Annotated in this window: 14 protein-coding genes; 11 read left to right on the forward strand and 3 right to left on the reverse strand. The window is 58.9% G+C overall.

The genetic code is table 11. The features are described from left to right. Position 1: 1 nt before the first annotated feature. Together mfd and purD are read left to right on the forward strand one after the other, a co-directional pair. Complete coding sequence (gene mfd / locus J8C06_RS02790) at positions 2–3664, forward strand: transcription-repair coupling factor (protein ID WP_211429275.1); 3663 nt, start codon at positions 2–4, stop codon at positions 3662–3664. 123 nt (positions 3665–3787) lie between these two features. After that, on the forward strand, positions 3788–5071 hold the full coding sequence (gene purD, locus J8C06_RS02795; RefSeq protein ID WP_211429276.1) for a phosphoribosylamine--glycine ligase: 1284 nt from the start codon (positions 3788–3790) through the stop codon (positions 5069–5071). 87 nt (positions 5072–5158) lie between these two features. On the opposite strand, the gene J8C06_RS02800 is transcribed toward purD, so the two are convergent. Then, positions 5159–6160 carry an alpha/beta hydrolase gene (locus J8C06_RS02800; RefSeq protein WP_211429277.1) on the reverse strand — a complete coding sequence of 334 codons (1002 nt, stop codon included), beginning with the start codon at positions 6158–6160 and terminating at the stop codon, positions 5159–5161. Between the two features lie 330 nt (positions 6161–6490). Here J8C06_RS02800 and J8C06_RS02805 point away from each other — a divergent pair, with 330 nt between their 5' ends. The 9 genes from J8C06_RS02805 to J8C06_RS02845 all read left to right on the forward strand — a co-directional run bounded on the left by J8C06_RS02805 (position 6491) and on the right by J8C06_RS02845 (position 17029). Beyond that, a complete protein-coding gene (locus J8C06_RS02805; RefSeq protein WP_211429278.1) occupies positions 6491–7360 on the forward strand; it encodes a Uma2 family endonuclease in 870 nt (289 codons plus the stop codon). Positions 7361–7600: 240 nt separating this feature from the next. Next, entirely contained in the window at positions 7601–8818 is a 1218-nt protein-coding gene (locus J8C06_RS02810; protein ID WP_211429279.1) for a type II secretion system F family protein, read from the forward strand. A gap of 29 nt (positions 8819–8847) precedes the next feature. Next, positions 8848–10482, forward strand: a complete 1635-nt coding sequence (locus J8C06_RS02815; RefSeq protein ID WP_407064905.1) for a GspE/PulE family protein — start codon at positions 8848–8850, stop codon at positions 10480–10482. A gap of 92 nt (positions 10483–10574) precedes the next feature. Continuing rightward, positions 10575–13268, forward strand: a complete 2694-nt coding sequence (locus tag J8C06_RS02820) for a secretin N-terminal domain-containing protein (RefSeq protein WP_211429280.1) — start codon at positions 10575–10577, stop codon at positions 13266–13268. 27 nt (positions 13269–13295) lie between these two features. Then, entirely contained in the window at positions 13296–13838 is a 543-nt protein-coding gene (locus J8C06_RS02825) for a prepilin-type N-terminal cleavage/methylation domain-containing protein (protein ID WP_281423837.1), read from the forward strand. Positions 13839–13859: 21 nt separating this feature from the next. Beyond that, positions 13860–14264 carry a type II secretion system protein gene (locus J8C06_RS02830; RefSeq protein WP_246602069.1) on the forward strand — a complete coding sequence of 135 codons (405 nt, stop codon included), beginning with the start codon at positions 13860–13862 and terminating at the stop codon, positions 14262–14264. A gap of 38 nt (positions 14265–14302) precedes the next feature. Then, a complete protein-coding gene (locus J8C06_RS02835; protein WP_211429283.1) occupies positions 14303–15241 on the forward strand; it encodes a type IV pilus biogenesis protein PilM in 939 nt (312 codons plus the stop codon). Between the two features lie 15 nt (positions 15242–15256). After that, positions 15257–16483 (forward strand): M20/M25/M40 family metallo-hydrolase, encoded by a 1227-nt coding sequence (locus tag J8C06_RS02840; protein WP_211429284.1) that lies wholly within the window; start codon positions 15257–15259, stop codon positions 16481–16483. A gap of 63 nt (positions 16484–16546) precedes the next feature. Continuing rightward, positions 16547–17029 carry an EVE domain-containing protein gene (locus tag J8C06_RS02845; RefSeq protein WP_211429285.1) on the forward strand — a complete coding sequence of 161 codons (483 nt, stop codon included), beginning with the start codon at positions 16547–16549 and terminating at the stop codon, positions 17027–17029. 158 nt (positions 17030–17187) lie between these two features. On the opposite strand, the gene groL is transcribed toward J8C06_RS02845, so the two are convergent. After that, positions 17188–18816, reverse strand: coding sequence for a chaperonin GroEL (gene groL / locus J8C06_RS02850; protein WP_211429286.1), 1629 nt, complete (start codon positions 18814–18816; stop codon positions 17188–17190). A gap of 146 nt (positions 18817–18962) precedes the next feature. Next, positions 18963–19286 (reverse strand): co-chaperone GroES, encoded by a 324-nt coding sequence (gene groES, locus J8C06_RS02855; RefSeq protein ID WP_211429287.1) that lies wholly within the window; start codon positions 19284–19286, stop codon positions 18963–18965. Positions 19287–19365 lie beyond the last annotated feature (79 nt).

Below are 19365 nucleotides of genomic sequence, written 5' to 3' on the forward strand. Positions count from 1 at the left end.
CGTGTCAACTGTGACGCCCACCCCTACGTTACCCGCGCCGTTGAGCGATTTGGCCCACAGTTCAGAAGGTGCGCGCCTCCTCAATCAACTGTGTCAGCCTGACCGCGTCGGTGTGGTTTCCGGCTTGACCGGCAGTGCGCGTGCCCTCATCCCGGCACTCCTGCACACGCTGACGGGGAAGCCAGTCGCCTTTGTCGTTCCCACGCCCCAGGATGTGGAACAACTCGAGGCGGATGTCCGCTACTTCGTGCGTCTTTTGCAGAAACTCGAGGCGCGCGTTCCAGATGGGGTGCAGGTGTTTCCGGTGGTGGAAGGCGGCCCGTACTGCGCCGCGCCGCCACACCCGGATGTCCTTGAAGCCCGCGCCATGTGCCTGACGCATCTGCTCGAAGGCAACTGCCGGGTAACGCTGCTGCCGGCGCGCGCCCTCATCGAAAGACTCGCGCCGCCCCGGACGCTGACCGTTGGCCAGGTCACGCTCGATGTGGGTGAGGAGTACCCACTCGACGACCTGCTCAAGCTGTTGGCCGGGACGGGTTATGTCCGGCGTGAGCCGGTGACGGCGGTGGGTGAGTTTAGCTTGCGTGGCGGTATCTTGGATATGTACTCGCCCGCGCATGACAATCCCGTACGGCTGGAGTTTTTTGGCGATACGTTGGAGTCCATCCGCGAATTCGACATTGAGAGCCAGCGCTCCGTTGCCCGCCGGACGAGTTGCCGGGTCCTGCCCCTGCGCGAGCTTGCCACACTGCCGGAAGGCGTGCGGGCGTGGGCGTCCCGCGCCCGTGAACACTGGGCAGATGCCCGCTTTGCCGACGAACTACGCCCGCGGCTGGCCCTGGCGGAACGTGGCGAACTGTTCAGCGGCTGGGAGACCTTGCTGCCACTGGCCCATCCGCTGACCGGTAGCCTTTTTGATTACCTTGGTCCGGCGCGATTGGTGATTGACGAGCCGGTAGCGGTCGAGCAGGTGCTGGAGAGCTATTTGCGACGATTGCGCGACCAGTTCGTGGCGGCTGATGAAGCCGGTGAGCTGGTGCTCTCGCCGGAACACTTCGTGCTGGATGCCGTGACGCTCCGGGCGGCGCTTGGCAGTCGTCCGCGCATCGAACTGCGGGCGCTCGGTGTGACGGCCGACCAAGTGGACGCCGGTTTCATCGGTGCCATGCAGGGCGATGCTCCGAATGGCAGGTCACCCAGCGGCAACCCACTGTTCCTCTTTCCGCCGCCAGAACCGCAGACTGAATGTGCGTTGCGCACCCAGCCCATGCGCCGCTTTCACGGCCGGTTGGCGCAGCTTGTGGCGGAACTCCGTGAGCTGCGCCAGCGTGGGGTGACAACGTTGTTCGTCATGCCGTCGCTGGGCGTGGCGGAGCGGGTGCGCGACATCCTCCGCGAATATGACATTGCCGCCGGTTGCTACCCGGAGACCTCGGCGCTCTGCCAAGCCATGGCGGAAACCAGTCGGGCCGGCTGCTTTATTACGGTGGGGAGCCTGCTCAACGGCTTTCGTTTCCCGGCCGCGCAACTGGCCTTTGTCGTGGAGCGGGAACTCTTTGACGAAGCGCCTTCGGTCGAAGAAGTCCGCTTGACGCCAAGCGGCAGCCCAAGACGCAAGGTCTCGGTCAGCAGCTTTCTGTCGGATTTTCGAGACCTAAAAGTTGGTGACTTCGTCGTTCACGTCAACCATGGCATCGGGCGATTTGTGGGCTTGCAGCAGGTGCAGGTGGACCACCGGACACCCCCCTGTGAGTTCATGGTGCTCGAATATGCGGACAGGCAGCAGCTTTCCGTTCCGGTTGAGCGCCTCGACCTCGTGCAGAAATTTGCGAGCGCGGAAGCGCGTGAGCCCCGGCTGGACAAGCTGGGCGGCGTAGCGTGGGACAAAACCAAAGCGCGCGCCAAGCGCGCCATGCGCGACATGACCGAGGAGTTACTCCGGCTCTATGCCGAGCGGCAGCTCGTGCAGGGGAATGCCTGTGGGACAGACACCCCGTGGCAGCAGGAGTTTGAGGATGCTTTCCCCTATGAACTCACCCGCGATCAGGCGAGCGCCCTGGCTGACATCAAGCGTGATCTCGAAGCCTCCGTCCCCATGGACCGCCTTCTGTGTGGTGATGTCGGCTTTGGCAAGACGGAAGTGGCGATGCGAGCGGCTTTCAAGGTCGTGATGGAAAATCGGCAGGTGGCCGTGTTATCACCAACGACCGTTTTGACCTTTCAACACACCAAAACCTTCCGCGAGCGCTTTGCCTCATTTCCAGTGACGATTGATACGATATCGCGTTTCCGCGCGGCCAAGGAAATCAAGGATGTTCTGGAGCGAACGGCGCGCGGTGAGGTGGATATTCTCATCGGAACCCACCGGCTGTTGTCGAAGGACGTGGTTTTCAAAAATCTAGGCTTGGTCATCATTGATGAAGAACAGCGCTTTGGCGTCACGCACAAGGAGAAGCTCAAGCAACTGCGGCGCAAGGTGGATGTCCTGACGCTGTCGGCAACGCCCATCCCCCGCACGCTCAATCTAGCCATTGCCGGACTGCGCGATATGTCAGTGATTGAAACGCCGCCGCGGGACCGTCTGCCGATTCACACGGTGGTGGCGCAGTTTTCAGAGAATGTCATCCGTGGCGCGCTTGAAACCGAACTGGCGCGAGGCGGGCAGGTCTTTTTCGTTCACAATCGCGTCGAGACCATTTTCACCATGGCCGAGTTGGTGCACCGCCTCGTGCCACACGCGCGTATTGGGGTTGGTCATGGGCAAATGGGCGAAAAGGAACTCGAAACCGTCATGATGCGCTTCGTCAATCATGAGCTGGATGTGCTGGTTTCGACGACCATCATCGAAAACGGCATTGATATTCCACTGGCCAACACGATCATCATCAACCACGCCGACCACTACGGGTTGGCGCAGCTTTACCAGTTGCGCGGACGAGTCGGGCGTTCCAATCGGCGGGCCTTTGCGTATTTGCTCATTCCGCCGGAAGCTGAACTTTCCAGCGTCGCGCGTCAGCGACTGGCGGCCATTCGGGAGTTTTCCGACTTGGGGTCGGGTTTTCGGATTGCAGCCCTGGATTTGGAGCTGCGCGGGGCGGGTAACTTGCTTGGCGGACAGCAATCCGGCCATCTCGACACGATTGGTTTTGATCTTTACTGCCGGTTGCTGGATGAAACCGTGCGTGAGTTGCGTGGCATGCCGATTGAGGAAGACATCCAAACCAGCATCAATCTGCGGATGGATATTCGGATACCTGAAGATTACATCAGCGATGTCGGCCAGCGATTGCGAACCTATAAGCGAATTTCATCCGCTTCCGATGAGGCGGCCCTGGAGACGCTGGGGCAGGAACTGGACGACCGCTATGGCGCGCGTCCCCCACAGGTGATGGCGCTCCTGGCTTATGCGCGCTTACGGCAGGTGGCATCGGCGTTGGGTATATTGTCACTGGACTGGGATGGTGGAACACTGAGTATCAAGTTCGCCGAAAAGCCCTGTATCAATGTCGCGGCGTTGACGCAATTGGTCGCCGAGACGCCTGGTGCGCGGCTCACCGGTGCGCAGATGTTGCGGCTCCCACTGGCGGAAACTGAGCCGGCCGCCGTATTGGCAGCAGTTCAGCGGTGGTTGGCGCAACTCAGTCCGGCGGCGACGCCGAACTAGACTTGCGATAGCTTACTTGGATTAGGCGCACGCTATGGAGAGTCAACCGCATCTGGCCTGGTTTGCTCAAGGCAATCGGCAGACTGACAACGACGCGGCGCACTGCCCGGTCAGGAGGCTTGCATGAAACTTCTGGTCCTCGGCGGCGGTGGACGGGAAGCCGCTGTGGTGTGGAAAATTCTCCAGTCGGCGCGGGTTGAGCAGGTTTATTGCGCTCCAGGCAACGCCGGCATTGCGCGCATGGCAACGTGCCTCGATCTGGATTTGAAAAAGCCTGACAAACTGGCTGCCGTTGCCAAAGACCTTGGGGTCAACTTGACCGTTTGCGGACCGGAACAGCCCTTGGTCATGGGCGTTGCGGATGCTTTCAACCGGCTGGGGTTGCGCTTCGTTGGCCCGTCACGCGCGGCGGCTTGTTTGGAAGGCAGCAAAGTGTTTGCCAAGGAATTCATGTCACGCCACCACATCCCGACGGCAACCTTTGCGGTTTGTGAGACGGTTGACGAGGCAAAAGACATTTTTGACTCCAACCTGCTCGATGGCTTTCCGGTCGTGGTCAAGGCCGATGGGCTGGCAGCGGGCAAAGGTGTTTTCATTGCTCAGGATCGAGAACAGGCGATGGATGTGATTCAAAGCCTGCTGGTCGAACGGAAGCTGGGCGATGCCGGCCGACGCATTGTGCTGGAGGCCTGTTTGTCAGGGGTTGAAACGTCCTTTCTTATCTTTACGGATGGCAAGACGATGTCGCCGCTTGTGCCGGCCCGCGACTACAAGCGCATTGGCGACGGCGATACAGGGCCGAATACCGGGGGGATGGGGGCGTATTCCAGTCCTGACCTACTGGATGCGAGCCTCCAGCGAAAAATCCTGCGCCAGATTGTACAGCCGACACTGACCGGGCTTCAGTCGGAGGGAACCGTCTTCAAGGGTGTGCTGTACGTCGGGTTGATGCTGACCGAGCAGGGGCCGAAAGTGCTGGAATACAATGCGCGGCTGGGCGATCCCGAAGCCCAGGTGATCCTCCCACGGCTGAAAACACCGTTCGTGGACGTGTTGGCGTCCATCGCCGATGGCACGCTCGATACGCTTGAACTCAAGTGGTCGGATGAGTCCGCTGTCTGTGTCGTGTTAGCCTCGGAAGGCTACCCTGAAACTGCAACAAGCGGCTGCCCAATCACGGGCATTGAAAAAGCCGAACTCCATCCAGGCGTGCTACTTTTCCACGCTGCGACGAAACGGGATGAGACGGGTCAACTCGTGACAAGCGGTGGACGGGTCATCGGGGTGACGGCGCTTGGGGACACGCTGGCGCAGGCGCGCCAGCGCGCTTACGCAGCCGCTGCAGAAATTACCTTTCCCGGTAAACAATACCGCACGGATATTGCCAGTCCGCAACCGGTAACTTGACATCGCGTCCGGCCGCTTCATCCAAAAAGCCATCCTTCATCCAAAACGTCATCAGTGAACTGCCGGCTGCCTTCACAGGGCTGAAGACTAGCGCCCAAGGTGGCGGTGAAAGAAATCAGGCAAGCGCGTATGGTGCTCGTCGGGCGCGGCACGGTAGCAGCGGGCATGCGTGGCACGTTCAATCAGCCAGAGGTCTTTTTCCGCCGCATTGACCAAAGCTTCAAAAATGGCTTGGGAGTGATGAGGACGCACGAAATCGTCGGCGAGTCCGTGGACAAGTTGAACCGGGCAGGTGATTTTTCCGGCGATCGCCAGCGGGTTGACATCCGAAACTGAAAAGTTGCCCCGGTAGTTGGCGATGAGTTCCGCCACCCACGTCGTCGGCGCAAGTGCCGTGGATGGCACGCGCAAAATATCGGCCACGTACTCGCGGGAAATTTTCTGTAGCGATGAAAAGGGGCTTTCAGCCCAAACCGCGGCAATACGTGGATCGCGGGCCGCCGCCTGGAGGGCAATGGCCGCGCCCATGGAGATACCGACGAGTCCGAACCGCTGATCGCGCAGGCGAAACTTTTTTGAAATGTGGTCGAGCGCGGCGCTGACATCACGAACTTCGTGATAGCCGTAGGTGACAAAGCGTCCGCCACTGTGCCCGTGCGCGCGCCCGTCATAGAGGAACACATTGAAGCCGGCCGTATAAAGTATCGCTCCAAATCGGATGAGGCTCGTGCGGTTGCCCGTCACGCCATGGAGTGCCACCACCGTCGGCCGCCACCAGCCGCGGTCAAGAAACCAGCCCGTGAGTTTCGTCCCGTCATAGGACGTGAACTGGGTTTCACGATAGGGAATGCGCCGCGCCCAGAGGTAGTCCCGTAACCGCATGCTTTCCAAGTGCCGCCGGCGCTTGGGGCGGGGTGAAACCAGCATGATCGAAAGCGGGATGGCAACGGCGACGGAGGCCAACACATAGCCGGCCGTTGCGCCTGCCACAGCAATGCCAAGCCGACGAAACCAACGCCCGAGGTGCGATGCTGTTTTTGGGGCGGCAGTGGGCGGGGTTTCAGGTGACAAAGGCGAAGGTTGCGACATGGATGTGACTCCAAGTTTGGTTCTGGATCAAAGAAGCGTGCCGTTCGTCCATTTCATGTGCAAGGCTGACCGAGCAAAGCATGGGATTTGCAGGCTGTGCTAGGTTCCGACCCTGACGCAGAGCCGAGGTTACCAACGCATCGTTATGGTCATGGAGTGGTCTGCGCGGTAAACCCTGAATGGTACGTCAAGCTTTGCAGCCAAGATTCCGTCAGATAGCCTGCTCGAATGCATATTGACCACTGCGTATTGATTGACCACTGCGTATTGGAAGTTGAACTACCAACCATTACACTTGCCAAGCTTCACTCGTGAAAAAGGAGGCGCGGTATGTCCACCTCGTACAAGTCGGTGCTTCCGACCATGGATGACCTCCCCAGCGAGTTTGAAGGAGAGGAAGCCTTGCCCGACGAGTTTCACGCTTTCCTGGCTTACTTGCTCATCGAGACCTTCCGTCCCCCCAAGTTCCTCCCCGACCGCTACTTCTCGGCACTCGACATGTATCTCTACTACCAGGCGCAGCCGACCTTGCACGGGCTGCGTCCCGACTGGTTTGGCGTCGTGGATGTGCCGCTGCTGCGCGATGGGCGGCAGCGGACAAGCTTCGTGGTGTGGGAGGAAAAGGCCACGCCGCTCATCATCGTGGAGGCGCTTTCGCCCGGCACGACGCGGAATGACCTTGGCCGGGGGGCGTTGCCGGCGCAGGACGGCCCGACGAAGTGGGAGGTGTATGAGCGGCATTTGAAAGTACCGTACTACGTGACGGTGAATCACCATCGGCGGCCGGCGGAGGTGCGGTTTTTCCGGCACGATGGGGTTGGGTTGCGGGAGGTGACGAGTGGGGAGGGGCGGCTGTGGCTGCCGGAAGCCGGGTTGGGGATCGGGATTTGGCGTGGGCGGTTCAAGCGGCTGGAGGGAGATTGGGTGAGGTTTTACGACGCGGAAGGGCGGTGGCTACCGACGGACGAGGAGCGGGCGGCGGCGGAACAGGCGGCAAAGGAACGCGAACGAGCAGAGAAAGAGCTGGCTTGGCGGCAAGCTGAACAAGAGCGCGCCGAGAAAGAGCGTGAGCGCGCTGAGAAAGAGCGTGAGCGCGCTGAGAAAGAGCGTGAGCGTGCCGAAAAAGAGCGTGAGCGTGCCGAGAAGGAACGCCTGGCAGCGAAGCTTCGCGCCCTAGGTATTGACCTGGATACCTTGTGAATCAGGCAAGCACACCGCCAACTTCAGAAGCGAGCCTGAAAAAAAGTAATATAACTTTCTTCCAGATATGCGCGCGGCGGGGCTTTTATATGGCGCTATACGCTTTTCAATAAGCCCAACCAGAAAAAACGGCACAGTGCGTTTCCAAGTGGAAAACTTCGGAACTTTCCTTATCCACGGCGTGCTATAGTCCTGAGCCTATGATTTGGTTAGATGTCTTCTTCCCACACGGTTTGCCTCATGCCTGAGTTCACTTGTCGCTTGGGAACACCCGGTGGCGATATTGTCACCCGCGTTGTTGAAGCTAATGGCATTGAAGAGCTGCGGGCGCGTCTTCAGACGGAAGGCTTTCGGGTTTTTGCGATTGAACGCCCGATGCGTCGCGCCCTACAGCAATCCTTGTTCGGTGGCGTCAAGGTCAAGCCGCAGGAGTTTCTCCTATATAATCAGCAGCTAGCGACGCTTCTGCGAGCCGGGCTGCCGCTCCTTCAGGTGTTGAGCATCCTCATCCGCCGTCAGCCGCCGGGTGCGTTCCGCACCGTGTTGGAAGACGTGGAGCGGCGAATCACGCGCGGCGGCCTGCTCTCGGAAGCCTACGGCGAGCATCCAGATGTCTTCCCCCGGTTGTTGACGGCTTCGGTGCTGGCCGGCGAACGCTCTGGCGAGCTAGATACGGTGCTGGAGCGCTACGTCAACCATGCCAAAGCGACGGCTGAAGTTCGGCGCAAGCTGATCAAGACGTTGACCTATCCAGTGATTCTCATCGTCGCTTCGGTGGCACTGGTGGCCTTGCTCACAACCTACGTGATTCCAAAGTTCGCTACTTTGTATGAATCTTCCAATACTGAATTGCCACTCGTGACGGTCTATGTGGTGACGGTATCAAAAGCGGTTGAAGGCAACTTGGTGTGGCTGGGTCCGACGCTTTTTATCACGATCGTTGGGTTTTTCATTTGGCGACGCACCACCCATGGACGCAGCACATTGGACGCTTTTTTCCTCAAGCTGCCGATTATTGGGGACATCATTCGACAGTCCACCACCGCGCGTTTCTGCCGGAGTGCTGCAACACTGCTCAACGGTGGGTTGCCGCTCCTCGAATCCCTCGACATCGCATCGGAAGTGATCGGCAACCGACGCATCGCCAGAACGATGCCGGATGTCGTGCGCGGTATTCAGGAAGGCCAAACGCTCGTGGACGTGCTTGAACGGGCAAACTGGATGCCAGCCCTCGCTACCGACATGATCGGCGTAGGGGAAAAATCCGGATCGCTGGTGACGATGCTCGATGAAGTTGCTCAGTTTTACGAAGCCGAACTGGATGTCAAAATTGCCTCGCTGACGGCGCTCATCGAACCCATCGTTCTGGGCTTTATGGGAACGATTGTGCTGATTGTCGTGATGGCGCTTTACTTACCAATCCTGAGTTTTGCAACCGGAGGCGCGGCTGTCCGCTAACCAGCGAGCGCGCCAATGGCCAGACGAATATGTCTCTAGATACAACCCCTGATTTACCTTCGATGCTCCCGTCGGCGGAAGAAGCTGACCGGGAGCTGGCGGCTGCCCAGGAACTGGCGCGACGCTACCGGCTGGAGTTCGTGGATTTGACCACGGCCAACCTAGACTATGAGCTGATCCACACGCATCCAGTGGATTTGATGACCCGCTATAAATTCGTTCCCCTGCGGCGGGAAAACGGTCGGCTTTTTGCCGCCATGGCCGACCCGACCAACCTCGACGCGCTGGATGAGCTATCTGCGCAGTTGAAAGTGCGCATCAAGCCGGCGGTCGCCACGCGCTCGGCGATTGAAAATGCGCTGCGGCGCAGTGACTCAGCGCAAAGAGTGTTGGAAGGCGCGACCGAGTCGTTTCGTATCAAGCTGGTCAAGGAAACCGAGCAGGGCGAGCAGGACCTTGACCTTGACCGTCTGGCTGATGAAACCGCGCCGGTGATCAAGCTTGTGGACACCATCGTGCTGACGGCACTTGAGCGCCGGGTTTCTGACATCCACATCGAAGCCCATGAGTCGGAAGTCCACGTGAAGTACCGGATTGATGGCGCACTGTACCCGGCTATGAATCCAATTGATGCCAGCTATCACCAAATGCTGATTTCCCGGATCAAGGTCATGTCGGAGCTTGACATTGCCGAGCGCCGTACCCCACAGGACGGCCGGTTCCGCGTGCGCGTCAAGGGACGCACGATTGATTTTCGGGTCTCCATCATTCCGTCCGCCTTTGGTGAAAACTGCGTCATCCGTATTCTGGACAAGGAACAAATCAACGAAGCCTTTCGTGAACTCACGCTCAACGTCGTGGGGTTTGACCCGGCCGATCTGATCCGGTTTCGACGGTTCATCAGTGAACCCTACGGGATGGTGCTCGTCACCGGGCCAACCGGCTCCGGCAAAACAACGACGTTGTATGCCGCACTCAACGAAATCGCTAACCCAGAAGACAAAATCATCACGATTGAAGACCCAGTGGAGTATCAGTTGCGCGGTATCATGCAGATTCCGGTCAACGAGAAGAAGGGACTCACCTTTGCCCGCGGACTGCGCGCCATCTTGCGCCACGATCCCGATAAGGTCATGGTCGGCGAAATCCGCGATACGGAAACCGCTCAGATTGCCATCAACGCGGCGTTGACCGGGCATTTGGTGTTTACGACGGTTCACGCCAACAATGTCATTGACGTTATCGGCCGATTTGTCAATATGGGCGTTGAAGTGTACAACTTTGTCAGCTCGCTCAACTGTGTGCTGGCGCAACGCTTGGTGCGGCAGTTATGCCCGGCTTGCAAGCGCCAGTACCAACCGACTGACCGCGAACTCGAGGAAGCCGGTCTCAATCCAAGCAAGTTTCGTGACCAGGTCTTTTACGAAAACGTTGGCTGCCCGGAGTGTAACGGCACAGGGTATCGTGGGCGAACCGCCATTCATGAGATGCTTGATCTAACTGATCGAATTCGGGAACTCATTCTTGACCGCCGCCCCGGCTCCGAAATCCGCCGTGCGGCGCGCGAAGAAGGACTTGGGTCGCTGCGCGAGTCAGCTTTAAAGAAAGTTTTTGCTGGGATTTCAACGTTGCGTGAAATCAATCGTGTGACGTTTGTCGAGTAAGTTCTGTCGAGTAAGTTCTGTCGAGTAAGTTCTGTCGAGTAAGTTTGGACTCTGTTGATTAGGTGATCCATCGCGCCGAGCGAGGTATGCTTATGTTGAAATTAATGCTGGTCTCTAACGTTTTGTCCTGTGCGCGCCGTGCCGCCGCCATGGGGATGGCCACCGCGTTGATCTTCGTCACCTTGTCGCCGGCGGTGCTTGCTGGCAACGGCAAGAAGTACTTCAAAGAAGGTCTCAAGTACGAAGCTGTCAAGCAGTGGGACAAGGCGGCTGAACTGTTTGCCCAAGCGCTCCAGGAAGAGCCGGCAAATGTGGAGTATCAGCTTCACCTTCAGCGGTCGCTGTTCAATGCCTCGGTGCTCTGCGCCATGCGCGCACGCCAAATGGAAGAGCAGGGCGATTATGAAGGGGCTTATCACGCCTACCGGGAAGCCTATCGCTACGACCAGACCAACGAGGTTGCCTTCGCCAAAATGAAAGAGATGCTCAAAAAGCAGGGCATTGACGCAACCCCACAGGGCGAGCCGTCCCCTTACCAGCGAACGGCTGCTGAGGCCACCGAAGCCGAGACCCGTAAGGCGGCTGAACTCGCGGCGCGCCAACGCTACGTTGGACGCTGGCAAGGGTTCATGAACCAGCCGGTTGAAACCATCGTCCGTACGCTCTGTGACAAGATGCGCTTGAATGTCGTCTTTGAAAGCACGACGCTTCAGCAGATTGCCAACACGCGCTTCACGCTCGACATCAAGCAGGACATGACGGCCGGCAAAGCCCTGGAGCTGGTCCTGGATGCCAATGGGTTTCAGTATTTTCGCGTGGATACCCGCACGATCCTGATCGTCAAGCGTGGGTTGGGACAATTTCCCAACGGCGGCTCGCTGGCCCAAAAGTATGAAGATTCGCTCGTCAAGCCCTTCTATATCAAAAATGCCAAGCTGGATGACGTCAAGCAAATGCTCACGTTGCTCGGTCCGGCCATGGCCCAGCAGGTCGTGGCTGTGCCGCAGTCAAACATGCTGCTCGTTCGCTCGTCAGGTGAAAACCTGAAAATCATCGAGCGGATGATCAACACCGTGGATCGCCCCCAGGCTGAAGTCGTCATGGATGTCAATATCTATGAGGTCACGCAGCAGGAAGCGCTACAGTTGGGAAATCAGTTTGCAACTCAACCACCGACTATCAGTAGCACGGGCGGAACGGCCGTTACACTGACCCCCCCAAGCGCTTCCAACTTGGGCGGGATTGGTCAGGGGCCGCTACTGCGTCCGGTCTCGCCGGCCGGGGTTTTTAGCAGCACCCTTGGGTTTGGACTGGGTTTGCCGCCGTCAACCATTACCGCCCTTCAGAGCCGCGGACTGGGGCGGCTCATCTCGCAAATCCAAGTTCGGGCCTTTGAAGACAAGGAAGGCAAAGTCAACATTGGCCAGTCGGTGCCCATCCAAATTGGCAACCCTGGCTTTGGTCCGGGACAACCCCCACCACCTGGGCAAATCTTCTTTCCTGGTTTTAATCAGGTGCAGTACCGCGACGTTGGGTTGAATATCGCGGTCAAGCCGCACATCACAGACGACATTGTTCAGATGGACATCTCGATTGAAACCTCAACCGTGCCACCGTCCACTGGAGCTACCCAGGACTTGACCCCAACCATCTCACAGCGCAAAGTGACAGGCGTGGCGCGGGTGCGCGATGGTTACACGGCTTTGGCAGCCAGCGTCATGCGCGTGGACGATACCGATTCACGTACCGGGTTGCCCGTATTGAGCTTTATTCCGGTTTTTGGTCGGTTGTTCTCCGCGCCTTCTCGGAATAAACAGGCCACGCACATTGTCATTACGATTACCCCGCACATTGTGCGGGGCGGTGCCGTCACCGAAGAAGAACTCAAGACGGCCTTTGGTCCGCTGGATGTATCGGTTGGCGTCGGCGGGTTGAGCTATGGTCGGTTTCTCACGATTGATGAAATCGTGGCGGATGCCGACCGCGAAGAAATGCGTGAGGCCAATCAGCTTCGGGAGACGCCGGTCACAAGCCAGCCTCCAGACAAGTCCGTAGGGACACCTGCCGCCGCTCCACCGGTGAGCGCGAATGGAGAAAATGGGCGTTTTACCATTGCCTCTCCTGGGACGGTTAGCTCACCACCGACGGCGCCAGTTGTGGCCACGCCTAGTATGACGCCGAATATGATGCCCTCCGGTGGGGGAGGAAGCTTTGGCGGCACGATTCAGCCCGCGCCGGTGTCTGACCTGCCGGCGACTGGCATGGCTCCCGCAGGTGGTGTGCCGGCCAACCAACCCTTCAACCCCAACGACCCCACTTCACCCACGCCACAGCGTCCATCGTCTGGCACCGGGGCCCCGGTGCGCTCCCTGCTGATGGTGTCACCGAGTTTGCGCCCAATGGTTGGCCAGGTTGTCTCCGTGGCGGTCATTCTCAATAGCGAAGGCACAAACATCTCGGCGGCTTCTATCTTTCTGCACTACAACCAGGCGGTACTCAAGCTGGTCGGCATCCGGGACGGTGGGCTGTTGTCGCCCGGCAACTTCCAGACTGGCGATAATGGGGGACAGGCCTTTGCCACCGCCCTCATCTCGTCAAGCCTGACCAGTGGTCGTCCGGCAAATGGTCCGGTCGCAATTTTTGATTTTCAGGTTCTTGCGCCGGGCAATGGGGATATCCGCCTCGATGTGCTCGATCTACGTGGACTCACCAACGAACTGGTCCCGGTCATCCCAAGCCCTGCGCCACCGGTCATCGCCGGTGGTGCGCCCAACGGCAAGCAGTAACCCAAGCCGTAACCAAGGATGACAAGCATGTGCCGCCGCAACACCAGGGTACTTGAAAGAGCGCTGCCGGTTTGCTTGGAGAGGCAAACCAGGCAGCGTCGCCTCGCCCAAGCTGGGTCGTCATTGCTCGAAATGATCATCACGCTGGCGATCTTGGCCGTGTTGACGAGTGCGGCCCTGCCACTGGCGCGGACGGCGGCTCGCAGCCGCCAAGAGACAGAGCTTCGCCGGGCGCTGCGTGAAATTCGCTTTGCGATTGACCGCTACAAGGAATTCAACGACCAGAGTGGCGGGCAGCGCGTTCCGGCTGAACTGCGCACAACCAGCGGCTACCCTAAACGTTTGGAAGTGCTTTATGAAGGATTTGTTCCGGCCGGCAACGTGGACGGAAAGAAGATCTTCTTTCTGCGGCGGTTGCCAAAAGACCCAATGACTGGCAAAGCAGACTGGCAAATTCGTACCTCAACCGATGATCCAGATTCGGCGCTTTCGACGGGCGATGATGTTTTTGATGTTCGGTCGCGTTCAACCGCCGTCGCTTTGGATGGGACGCGCTACGACGAATGGTAATGGTGATCAATGGTGAGAGTTATGAAGCTGGGCCGCGTTAGTCGAAAAAGCCGTGGGTTTACTTTGCTGGAACTGGTCATCGTGATGACCATCATGGTGATTCTGCTGGCGGTGAGTATTCCGATCTACCGCAACCTTTTGTTGCGGGCGCGTGAAACCGTGCTGCGCGATGATCTTTTCAAGATGCGGGACGCCATCAACCGCTACACCTACGATAAGAATCGCGCTCCAGAAAGCCTCAAGGACCTTGAGCGAGCCAAGTACCTACGCGAAATTCCGATTGACCCGCTGACGGAGAGCCGTGATACCTGGGTGGTACGTTTGGAAGATGAACCCGTTGTCCCGTCGGCGCCACGCGGGATTGTAGATGTTTTCAGCGGCGCCGAAGGGATTGGCACGGATGGCGTTCCCTACAATGAGTGGTAAGTCAGCCGGGCTTGCTACTGCGAACGGTTTGGATGCGTATGAATGTATTTGAATGGGCTTGGCGACGGTTGGTGTCTCCGATACCATCGCGGGCGCTGTGCGCACTGGTGGCGGATGGCGTTGTCATGCTAGACCGACGCAGCCAGCAATCTATCTTTCGTCCGTGGCTCGAAAACGTCTTTCAGCCGTCGTTTGACGCAGAAAACGTCCTCCTCCCAGAAGCTTTTACTGCTGCGTTGCAGACCGCCGCCGAGACGCTAGGGCTAGCCGGAGAACGCCGCTGGTCGGTGCTTTTGCCCGCATCCACCGCGCGCACCCATGTCATCACGATTGAGGCTCCGACGCCACGCCAGGACGTGCCACAGGTAATGGTCTGGAAGGCCGAGCGCCTGACCGGCCTTGCCGCCGGTGATATTTGGATGACGACATCCGAGCTTGGTCGAACTGAGTTCGAGGCTGGGCGTGTCGGACGAAGGTTTTTGATGGTAGCCATGCACCGGCGGGTCGCTTTGGATTTGCAGTCCCACTTGCAGCGGTTGAACTGGCAGCCTGGACTGGTTCTTCCCCAGCTCCTGTGTGAATCGCTGTGGTTGCAGCGCGCGCCAAGGCAAGACCACCAGATGCTGATTAGCGTTGAGGGCGATGCCTTGGCGGTCATGCTGCTGCGCAAAGGCCTTCCGTTGGCGGTACGAACATTACCCCTGGCTGGTGAAGCACCGGCCGAGCAGTTGTTGCGCTTGCTGCTTTTCTTCCGGGAGCATGCCGCTGAAATTGGTCTCAGCCAGGGAGCAGCGGACATCCACTTTGAGGTTTTGGCGATCAATGTGCCCCTTGACGTGGAAGACATCCGCCAGCCTGTTGCCGAGACGTTTGGCGCCTCCCCAAGCGTGATCGAGCCGCGTCACCTTGGGTTTGCATCGCCACTTGAATTTTCTCGACTGGCCGGGGTTGCTGGATTGGCTGCGGCGACCGCCTGATCGGAGTGACTGTTTGTGTCTGTCCAGCTTGCCAAGCCGACACCAGAGGCAGTCGTCCAGTTCTTATCCCAGTCACCGCTCCTGGAGCAGCTCCGGGAGCACTTCACGGCATCGGCTGAAGCTATTACCTGCGAGCAAATCGCCATCACTGAAATTCCGGCGCCACCCTTTCACGAGTCCGTGCGGTCTGGATTTGTGGCTGCCCAGTTACGCGAGGCAGGGCTAACTGGTGTGCGGCAGGATGCCGAAGGAAATGTTTATGGCTGGTTGCCGGGGGCGGATACCACGCATCCGCCAGTGGTCGTTGCGGCGCACTTGGATACGGTGTTCCCGCCGGGAACGGAGGTCAAGGTCCGCCGCCAAGGACCACGGCTCCACGCGCCAGGTATTGCCGATAACGCTTGTGGTGTTGCCGGACTACTGGCGCTGGCGCGCGCGTTTGTCCGGTATGAGGTGCAACCGTCCGTCCCGCTGTGCTTTGTGGGTACTGTCGGCGAGGAAGGACCCGGCAATCTCCGAGGCGTCCGTGCTGTGGTGAAGGACATCGCCCCAATGCTGTGTTTCATCGCCCTTGATGGGCCTGGAATAGAGCGAATCACGCACCGCGCAATCGGCTCGCGCCGCTTCCGGGTGACATTTGGCGGGCCAGGCGGACACTCTTGGGCAAACTTTGGCATCGTCAACCCGGTTCACGCCCTAGGTGAGTTTATCAGCTTGTTGCGACAAATCCCGTTGCGGCGCGCCATGACCTGTACGGTCGCTGCCGTTGGCGGTGGCACAGGGATTAATGCCATTCCAGCCGAAGCGCACGGGGACATTGACTGCCGCGCTCCGGCCCTGACTGACCTGAACTATCTGGAGACCGAGTTGCGACTGGCAGCCGTCAAGGCTCAGCAAGCCGAGCTACAACGTGCAACCCAGCAAAGCCATTTGACGACTACGGTTCAGCGATTGGGTGATCGTCCGGCCGGGGAAACCCCACGAACCTCCGACCTCGTACGTTGTGCGGTAGCGGCAACCCGCATTTGTGGGCAGCGCCCAGTTCTGGACAGCGGTTCAACGGATGCCAACGTGCCAATGGCGCTGGGCATTCCGGCGATTGTGATCGGCGCTGGTGGCGAGTATGGGGGCTGCCATACGCTGGAAGAATGGTACGATCCGGTCGGTCGCCCCCAAAGTTTGGCACGCGCGGCACTCCTGCTGCTGTCGCTTGATCGTTTGGCGGCTGAGGCCGTTGAATGACACTCACTCACCGATCCCAAGTCCAGCACGTCGGTTGTCCGGCGGGTTCGCAGCCCTTCAGCCATGGCACGCTACTGGTTACTCAAGTCTGAGCCAAGCGTCTTTTCGATTGATGACCTACGTCGCGCACCGCGCCAAACCACAAGCTGGGAAGGTGTGCGCAACTACCAGGCGCGCAACTTTCTGCGCGACGACATGCAGGTTGGCGACCAGGCGTTGTTCTACCATAGCAACGTAACCCCGGCCGGCATTGCCGGTATCGTTGAGGTTGTGCGGGCGGGCTACCCGGACCATACGGCGTTCGACCCAGAGAGCCGCTACTACGATGTGAAAAGTGACCCGGCGCGTCCAACTTGGTTCATGGTGGATGTCCGCTTGGTGCGAGTGTTTCCGCGCCTGATTACGCTCGATGAACTCAAACGAACGCCCGGATTAGAAACCATGCTGGTGATTCGGCGTGGGATGCGGCTTTCCGTCCAGCCCGTGACTGAATCGGAATGGCACGTCGTACTGGCATTGGCTGGTGGTGAGCCTGCCCTCGCCTGAAGGCCTGCGTGGCGGAGACTGGGTTGCCTTGAGTCGAAGCGCGGCCATACTGTTGACCTACGTGTTCGCGGCGCTCTGTCGCTCTCTCCGGCGCACTGGGGAAGAAAAAAGGCGGCGCTTGGTGAGCGCCGCCCGGAGGACAACACAGAGGCTGCGGATCAATAGTCACCCATGCCTGGCATGCCCGCTGGCGCACCACCGGCCTTCTTTTCTTCCGGCAGTTCGGTGATGAGAGCTTCGGTCGTGAGCATCAAGCCAGCGATGGAGGCCGCATTTTGAAGCGCCGTGCGCGTTACCTTGGCTGGATCGATGACGCCTGCCTTGACTAGGTCTTCGAACTCGCCCGTTGCGGCATTGAAGCCAAAGCTTTCTGACTTCTCGCTGGCCACTCGGTTGACGACAACCGCGCCTTCCATACCAGCGTTGATCGCGATTTGGCGAAGTGGCTCTTCAAGGGCCCGGCGAACAATCTGCACCCCGAAACGCTCTTCATCTTCACCAACCTCAATATTTTCGAGTCCCTTCTGGGCGCGCAGCAGGGCGACCCCACCACCCGGTACGATCCCTTCTTCAACGGCCGCGCGGGTAGCGTGCATGGCGTCTTCAACGCGAGCTTTCTTTTCCTTCAGGGCCGTTTCCGTAGCCGCGCCGACCTTGATGACGGCGACGCCACCGACCAGCTTCGCCAGCCGCTCCTGAAGCTTCTCGCGGTCATAGTCGGAGGTCGTGTTTTCGATCTGCACGCGAATCTGCTCAACACGGGCTTTGATCTTTTCGGCCTTGCCAGCGCCTTCGACAATGGTCGTGTTGTCCTTGTCAATGGTCACACGCTTGGCGCGGCCCAAGTCCTCGAGCTTGACGTTTTCGAGCTTGATGCCAAGGTCTTCGCTGATGACCTGCCCACCGGTCAGCACGGCGATGTCTTCGAGCATCGCTTTGCGGCGATCCCCAAAGCCAGGCGCTTTGACGGCGCAGACCTGTAGCGTGCCACGGAGTTTGTTGACCACGAGCGTTGCCAAGGCTTCGCCATCCACATCTTCAGCAATGATGACAAGTGGCTTGCCCTGCCGCGCAACCTGTTCGAGTAGCGGAAGCAAATCTTTCATCGCGCTGATTTTCTTCTCATGGATGAGAATGAGCGCGTTTTCCAACGAGGCTTCCATGCGCTCGGCATCGGTCACAAAGTAGGGCGACAGGTAGCCACGGTCAAACTGCATCCCTTCGACGACTTCAAGCGTCGTTTCAAGCGACTTTGACTCTTCGACCGTAATGACGCCATCCTTGCCAACCTTCTTCATGGCTTCGGCAATGATTTCGCCGATTTGCTTGTCGCCGTTGGCTGAGATCGTGCCGACCTGGGCAATCGCCTCGCCCTTCACCGGCTTGGACATATCCTTGACCCGTGCCACGGCTGCTTCCACGGCCCGGTCAATCCCCCGCTTGAGCGCCATTGGGTTGTGACCCGCCGCCACCAGCCGTGCTCCTTCGCGGAAAATCGCCTGGGCGAGCACGGTCGCGGTCGTCGTGCCATCGCCAGCCACATCCGAAGTCTTCGACGCGACTTCGCGCACCATCTGGGCGCCAGCGTTTTCAAGCGCGTCCTTGAGTTCGATTTCCTTTGCCACCGTCACGCCATCCTTTGTGATGGTTGGGCTGCCAAACTTTTTCTCGATAACGACATTGCGCCCCTTGGGTCCGAGCGTGACCTTGACGGCATCCGCGAGCTGATTGACACCACGGAGGATTGCCTGCCGTGACTCTTCACCGTGAATGACTTGCTTTGCCATAACGTACGTTACTCCTTGAAACGTATTTCCTGAGATCTAAAGCTGTTTCCTGCTGTCTTGTTTCTTGCCTGTCTGGCGCTTGTGGGCTCCTGAACGCTCAAACGGGCAAGCTCACTGAATGAACTTGCCCGTATCACGTCGAACCATCACTTGGCTGCGGCTTTGCCTTTGCCCGCGCTCTCAAGAATGCCGAGAATTTCGTCCTCCCGCATGATGAGGAACTCTTCGCCATCAATCTTGACTTCCGAACCGGAATACTTGCCAAACAACACTCGGTCGCCAACCTGTACATCAAGCGGCGTCCGGCTGCCATCTTCCCGCAGCTTCCCGCTGCCAACAGCAATCACTTCACCTTCCTGTGGCTTTTCCTTCGCCGTGTCGGGGATGATGATGCCCCCGCGAACCTGCTCTGTTTCCGTGATGCGTTTGACAATCACGCGGTCATAGAGCGGACGAATCGTCGTAGCCATATCCTGTACTCCTTGCCTAAATGTTGATTCGACTTATGATAGCGGCGCGGATTAGCACCCGCACCACACGAGTGCTAAT

Origin of the sequence: Chloracidobacterium validum, from assembly GCF_018304825.1 — a bacterium.
Classification (GTDB): domain Bacteria; phylum Acidobacteriota; class Blastocatellia; order Chloracidobacteriales; family Chloracidobacteriaceae; genus Chloracidobacterium; species Chloracidobacterium validum.